Below are 6,196 nucleotides of genomic sequence, written 5' to 3'. Positions count from 1 at the left end.
ATTCACCGTCGACGGCGACACCGCCCACACCTTGCCCGACGCAGCATCCGTCACCGAAATCACTTCCGAACCGAAACTCACATCAGCAGCACCCGGCAACTGCTTATCCCCGCCAAGGCGCATGTTCGCCGGCGACACCTGGTTCAACGTCGAACCAGACTCATCATCAACAAACACCTCCCCCGCATCCTGCAGGATGTCGAACGTCGTCGACGCCGGCGTCACCGCACCATCCAAAACACGCGACGGGTAATTCAGCCGGCCCACCGCGTTCTTGGACTTCGAGACCACCCACACGCCGCCGTCGTTCAAATCCACCTCAGTGGTCTTAAACCCCGGATACAACACAGCACCGGCCACCACCACAACAACAGCAGCACCAAACGCAGCACCACTCACGAGCTTCTTATGGCGCGTTTTGAGCCCAAGCTTCCCCAGCAGACTTGTCACAGCGTTACGTTTCCCTCAGTTTGTGTGGCCGTACGGCAGCGCGTCCGCGTACTGGCATGAGACTCTCTTTTCCCCGGCGCAAGCCTACCCAACCCTTACCGGCCCCGCGATGGGGAGCCCTCCCCCTTGCCGGGTCCTTGCCCGGCCCGGCTATGGCGTCGCTCCTACCGGGAAGGTGCACAACGGGACGCCGCTCTGCGCGGGCGGGCCGATGGTGGTGTGCCTCGAATCGATCCAGCGCGTCTGGTTGGGTGAGCCCCGCATGATGTAGTACCACTGGCCGTCCCCGCTGTAGTAGGTGCCGTGCGGCTTCCAGCACATGATGTCGAAGACGTCCGCAGCGCCCATCCAGGGACGGTTGGTGCCGCCCTGTCCGTCGCACGTGAAATTCCCCGGCTGGCTGTTGTCGTAAGAGGTGGCCCCGGGAAGGTCGGTACAACTTCGGTACATGCCGGAATTGAGCCGTGTGGTCCAGCGGGTCTTCTGCGCACCTGATTGTGCCGACGCCGAGGCAAGCGGCCCGCCGGTGCCGCGCGAGTTGACGCCCTGGACCTCGATGGAGTGCCGCTCGCTGAAGCCGCCGGTGTTGATCGTGCGGCTGCCCGAGGCCGCCACCCGTTCCCAGCTGCCGCCATCGATCCTGATCTGGGTATAGGCGATGTCCCAGCTCCCTGCGGGGGGCGAGGCCCAGCTCAACGTCAGGTTCTTCTGGTTTTCGGCGCCGTCCGTTCCGGAGGCCGACGGTGTGCCCGGCCAGCCGTAGGGGTTCGCGGTTGCCGGGGCGCTGGCATCGGAGCTCGGCGCGACGGCGGAATTGGCGATCACCGTGATGGCGGTGCTGGTGCCGTTGGTGAAGCCGCCCACGGTTTGGCCGGGCTTGATGGGCCCGGTCTGGCCGGTGCTGGCCCGGTAGGTGTAACTGACCTCGGCGTAGGTTGAGCCGTTGCGTTCCGCGGCGGTGAGCTCCCGGAAGTTGATGGTGACGGATCGGCCGGCACCACCTGTGTTGGCTTCGGTGGCGGACACGCCGGTGACCTGGGCGAGCTTGCCGGTGGCCCGGCGCGGAGCCGATGCGGCGCTGACTGCACCCTTGCCGGCCTTGTTCTCGGCCTGGACCGTTAAGGTGTACGAGGCTTCGGAGTTGTTGGCGGTGAAGTTGGCGGTCCGGACAGTTCCCGCAACCACCTGCGTCTGGGCCGCGCCGCCGCCGCCGCTCATGGTGACGTAGTAGTTCCTGATGGCGTCGCCGTTGGTGTTCGGCTCGTTCCAGTCAACCTTGAGCTGGTTGGACGTACCCACCGAGGATGCCACGGAGGATGTGGGCGCCGCCGGAGCGGCGGGGACGCCCGCCGGATTGTCCTCAGCGGAGTACTGGCCCCAGTCGGACGGGCCGAGCTCGTTGACGGCCTGGGCGCGGACCTTGTAGCGCACACCGTTGGTCAGGCCGGGCCAGTTATAGCTGAGTCCCGTGACGCCGTTCTTGACGGCGATCCCGTTGGCCGGCGGCGGGGAGATTTCCAGGTTGTAGGCCTTTACCGCGGAGCCCTCGGTTTTGGCCGGGGCCCATTTGATCTCCATGTTCTTGTCGCCGGCCTTGACCGTGGGGGCGTTCGGCGGGGACGGTTTTTCATCCGGCCGGATCTCGTTGGACACCGGCGAAGGATCGGATTCCCGGACTTCGTTGGTGGCCGTGACGGTGAAGACGTACTTCACGTCGTTGGTCAGGCCGGTCAGTGTGCAGGTGGTGGTGGGGCAGTCCTGGGTGAAGCCGTTGCCGGAGCGCACCGTGTACTTGGTGATGGCCGCGCCGTTGTCCGACGGCGGTGTCCACTTGAGTACGGCCGTGCGGCTCCGGACGTCCGTTGCCGTAGGCGCGGAGGGGGCGTCGGGCCGGTCGCGGACGGTGATGCGGATCCGGCCGTCGGTCTGCCGGGAAACGTCCTCAGTCTTGTCCATCACGGTGTAGCGCACCACCATGACGCCTTTGGAACCAGTGGCCGGGGTTACGGTGATGGAGTCCCCCGCGACGGCGGGCTGCCCGGCGGCGGAGCCGGTTTCCACGGTGGCGGACGTGATCCGCAATGGGGTCTCGGGGAACGGGTTGAAGTCATTCCCGAGCACATTGATGGTCTCGGAACTGCCGGCGTTGGCTTTGTCCACTACGTCCTCGTTAGCCACCGGCAACGGCCGGTTCGAGGCGACGACCGTTGCTGTCACCGTGGCACGGACCGGCTCGGACCGGCCGTCGGTGACTTTGAGCGGGATGCTTCCCTTCCAGCCGGCGTCCCTGGCCGATTCCGGGGTCACTTTGAGGATTGTTTTGTCAATGCTGGCGGTGAAGCCCTCGGGCAAGGAACCGTCGAGTTCGTACTTAAGCTTTTCCTGGTCGCCTGAGTCCACGTCCTTGGCAAGGTTTGCAAGCTCCAGGGTGGCGGAGTCGCCCTTTGGCACGTCGAGGGTGGCACCGCTGAAGGTAGGTGCGTGGTTGGCGTTCGGATCCGGAATCACCTTGGTGATGATGCTGAGGGTGGACTTGAGGCCTGCGGGGTCATCCGGTCCGGTACCGTCAGTCACTTCGAACGTGAGGGACCCGGGTCCCACATAGTCCTTGAGGGCGGCGTAACGGAGGGCGGCGCCGTTCCCGGCCACCACGTCATCCGGCTCCGCACCCTGGACACGGACCTTGTCCACCTGGGTGATGAGGGGTGTGCGGCCGTTGCGGACCCGGACGTAGTCGGCCAGGTCAAGGGTGACCTCCTTGCCGGACATGACCTCTACGACGTCGGTCCTGGCCAGGGTGGGGTGCTGTTCGCCCTGCCCGGGAACCCAGATGACCGCCGTCGCGCTTTGGCCGTCAACATCGGTGACGGTGTAGGGCACCAGCTGGTCCTCCGGCGCGAGCGTGACCTGGACTGAGCCGTCACCGGTGGCACGGGCGTTGGGGTTGCCGTCAGGCAGGCTGATCTTCAGCTCGGAGGCGACGCCGTCGGGATCGGCGTCGTTCTTCAGCACCGGAACATCCACCGCGGACTTGCCCAGCGTCTCGGCCTGGGTGACCACGTCATCCTTGGCGAGCGGAATCTTCAACGCGGCATCGGGGCTGACCCGGACGCGGATCACGGCGCCTGCCTGGGCTTTTTTGTCATCCTGGATTTTGTAGCTGACGCTTTCGTTGCCTGCGGCGGCGGGCGCCGTGAGCAGTACCTTGCCGCCGTCAGCCGCTTCAACGGAGAGGTCGGGGCGGGCTTCGAAGCCATTGGACACCAGGCTGACCGGGTCACCGTCCGGGTCCGAATCGTTGATGAGTGCGTCCACCGCGATTTTCCGGCCGGGGCGGACATCCACGGCGTCATCGATGGCGATGGGTTTTTGGTTGTTGGTCTCCTGCGGCGCGATCCCGACGATCACGGTGCCTGTGTTCTCGGCACCGATGCGGTCCCGGACGCGGTAGGTGAAGGTGTCCGTTCCGGCGGCGTTGCCTGCGGCGGTGAATTCCAGGTATCCGTCCTTGACCACTGCCGTTCCCATCGCCGGTGCCTTATCCACGCCGGTCAATTGGACGGAGTCGCCGTCGGTGTCCACGCCGTCCAACGGCACCGGGATGCGGACCGTCATGCCTGCCACAACGCGGGCGGTGAGGTTCCGGGGTTCGGGCCGGGTGTTGAGTTGGTCGTCCCGGGCCCGGATCCGGATGGTCACCTGTTGGGAGTCCGACTGCCCGGATTCGTTGGTGACCTTATAGATGGCGTACACCGTTTTGGGCACGTCGCCGGCGATGAAACGCACTGATTGGCCGGAGGTGAAGATGCGGCCGTCTGCCGGGTCCGGGGTTTGCGCCAGCACCGGTTCCAGGGTGAGCTTGCCGCCGTTGGGGTCTGTGTCGTTGTCCAGCACCGGAATGGTGACCACGTCCCCGGCGCGGACGGTGGCTTCGTCCGGCTTGGCCTGCGGCGCCTGCAGCTTGGCAGGGGCGGGGACCACCAGCACGGAGATTTCGCCGGTGGCGGAGGACTTGCCGTTGGAGATGGTGTACTTCACGCTGAGCTGGCCCTGGGCGCGGAGGTCGGTGATCCGCACCACCGAGTGGTCCAGGACGGCGACGCTCAGCGGCAGCCCGTCCGCGGCCGTCACCGACTGGACCACCAGCACTCCGCCGGAGGGGTCGGAGTCATTGCCCAAAACGTCTACCAGCACGCTGCCGCCGCTGGGCAGCAGGGCGGTGTCACGGACGGCCACGGGCGCGGCGTCACCGCCGCCAGGCACGACGTCGACGCGCACCAGCTGCTGCGCACTGGCGGGTCCGTTGGTCACGAGGTAGGAAATGTAGTGGGCGCCCGGTGCGGTGGCGTTGAACGTGAACGTCTGCTGGTCGGCGCCCATAACGGCGGTGGAGTTGCCGTCTGGAGTGATCTGGGCCAGTCGAAGGGCGCCGCCTTGCGGGTCCGAATCGTTCTTCAGCGGGGCGATCACCGTGTCCACCCCGGCAACAGCCACCACATGGTCCGCGTTGGCGATCGGCGGCAGTGCACCGGCCGGTCGCACGTCCACGGTGACCTTGCCCTCGGTGGTGGACCGTCCGTCCGAGACAGTGACGGTGACGGTTTTACGCCCCGGGTCGGACCCGGAGTCCTGGAAGCTGAGCAGCCCGTCGGGCCGGATCTTGACCTGGTCGCGGGGATTACTGCCGGCAGCGCCGACAACAAAAAGGTCGTCGCCGTCGGGATCGATCCAATCGGGAAGGATGTTCTGGCTGACCACCTTGCCCGCCTGCACCACCAGTGTGGTGTTCCGGTTGGGTTTCTGCCGCGGGGCGGAGTTCTCCCCCGGCGGGATGATGTTCAGCGTGACGTCGGCGGAGCCGGAAAGCCCCCGGCCGTCGTCCACCGTGTACTTAAAACCCTCTGCGCCGGTCTTGTCGGCGCCGACGTTTACCTGGAAACCGGTGGCGCCGTAGATGGGTGAGAGGAGGCCGGACTGGAGCGGTTCAGGGGTCCGGACGGTGAGGATGTCGCCGTCGGGGTCGGAGTCGTTGTCCAACACCGGGAGGATGGTGGTCTTTCCGGCGCGCACCCCGAAGGTGTCCGGTTTGGCCACGGGTGCGCTGTTGGGTTTGGTGCGGTCCGGCAGCACGGTCTGCTGCACCTCGTCCGCGGAGTCCTTGTCGGCGTCGTCCGAGGTCTGCTGGGGCGGAATGACGTCGTCCCAGTTGTTGACCAGCTGCATGTTCTGGTTGACCAGCCACACATTCCCCGAGTTCACATCGTTCAGGACCACCAAGTCCCGGTTCACCCGGAAAACATACGACGGCGACGCACTCGCCTTCGGCACATCCACGTTCTTATCATCAGCATCGTTCACGCAGTCACGGACGTACTTGTTCGCCCCCGACCACGCCGCATGCACACACCCGCCCAACTGCACCGGGCTGGCCGGAACACCCTCACCACCAAACGACACCGTCTTCGCCGTACCACCATCGAGGGGCTGCTTCAGCAACGCCTTCGGCGTGGAGATCGCGACAAAATCACTGCCAGGACCTGTCTGCTGCAACTTCGCATCCCGCGCGTTCTCCAACTGCAACCGCTTACCACCAGGCAACAACAGCTTCCCCGCCGCCGCATCCAGGACCACCGGCTGATCCCCCACCACAGTGATCTGCAGATCCCCGGCGCCCTTCAACTCGCCCCAGGTCTCAGCATCCGAGGACGTGACTTCACCGTTGGCATCAACCCCGGTCACCGTCACC

Annotated in this window: 2 protein-coding genes; both read right to left on the bottom strand. The window is 65.8% G+C overall.

Annotated features, from left to right (window positions below; translation table 11 throughout):
• Positions 1-450: hypothetical protein (locus FNL14_RS22975; RefSeq protein ID WP_142065128.1), on the bottom strand; the 450-nt coding region annotated here is incomplete at its 3' end.
• Between the two features lie 150 nt (positions 451-600).
• Positions 601-6,196: Ig-like domain-containing protein (locus FNL14_RS22970; RefSeq protein WP_142065125.1), on the bottom strand; the 5,596-nt coding region annotated here is incomplete at its 5' end.

The organism is Pseudarthrobacter sp. B4EP4b (assembly GCF_006680095.1).
Classification (GTDB): Bacteria; Actinomycetota; Actinomycetes; order Actinomycetales; family Micrococcaceae; genus Arthrobacter.
The sequence above is the reverse complement of the archived record's forward strand: the minus strand, read 5'-3'. Positions and strand labels throughout refer to the sequence as shown.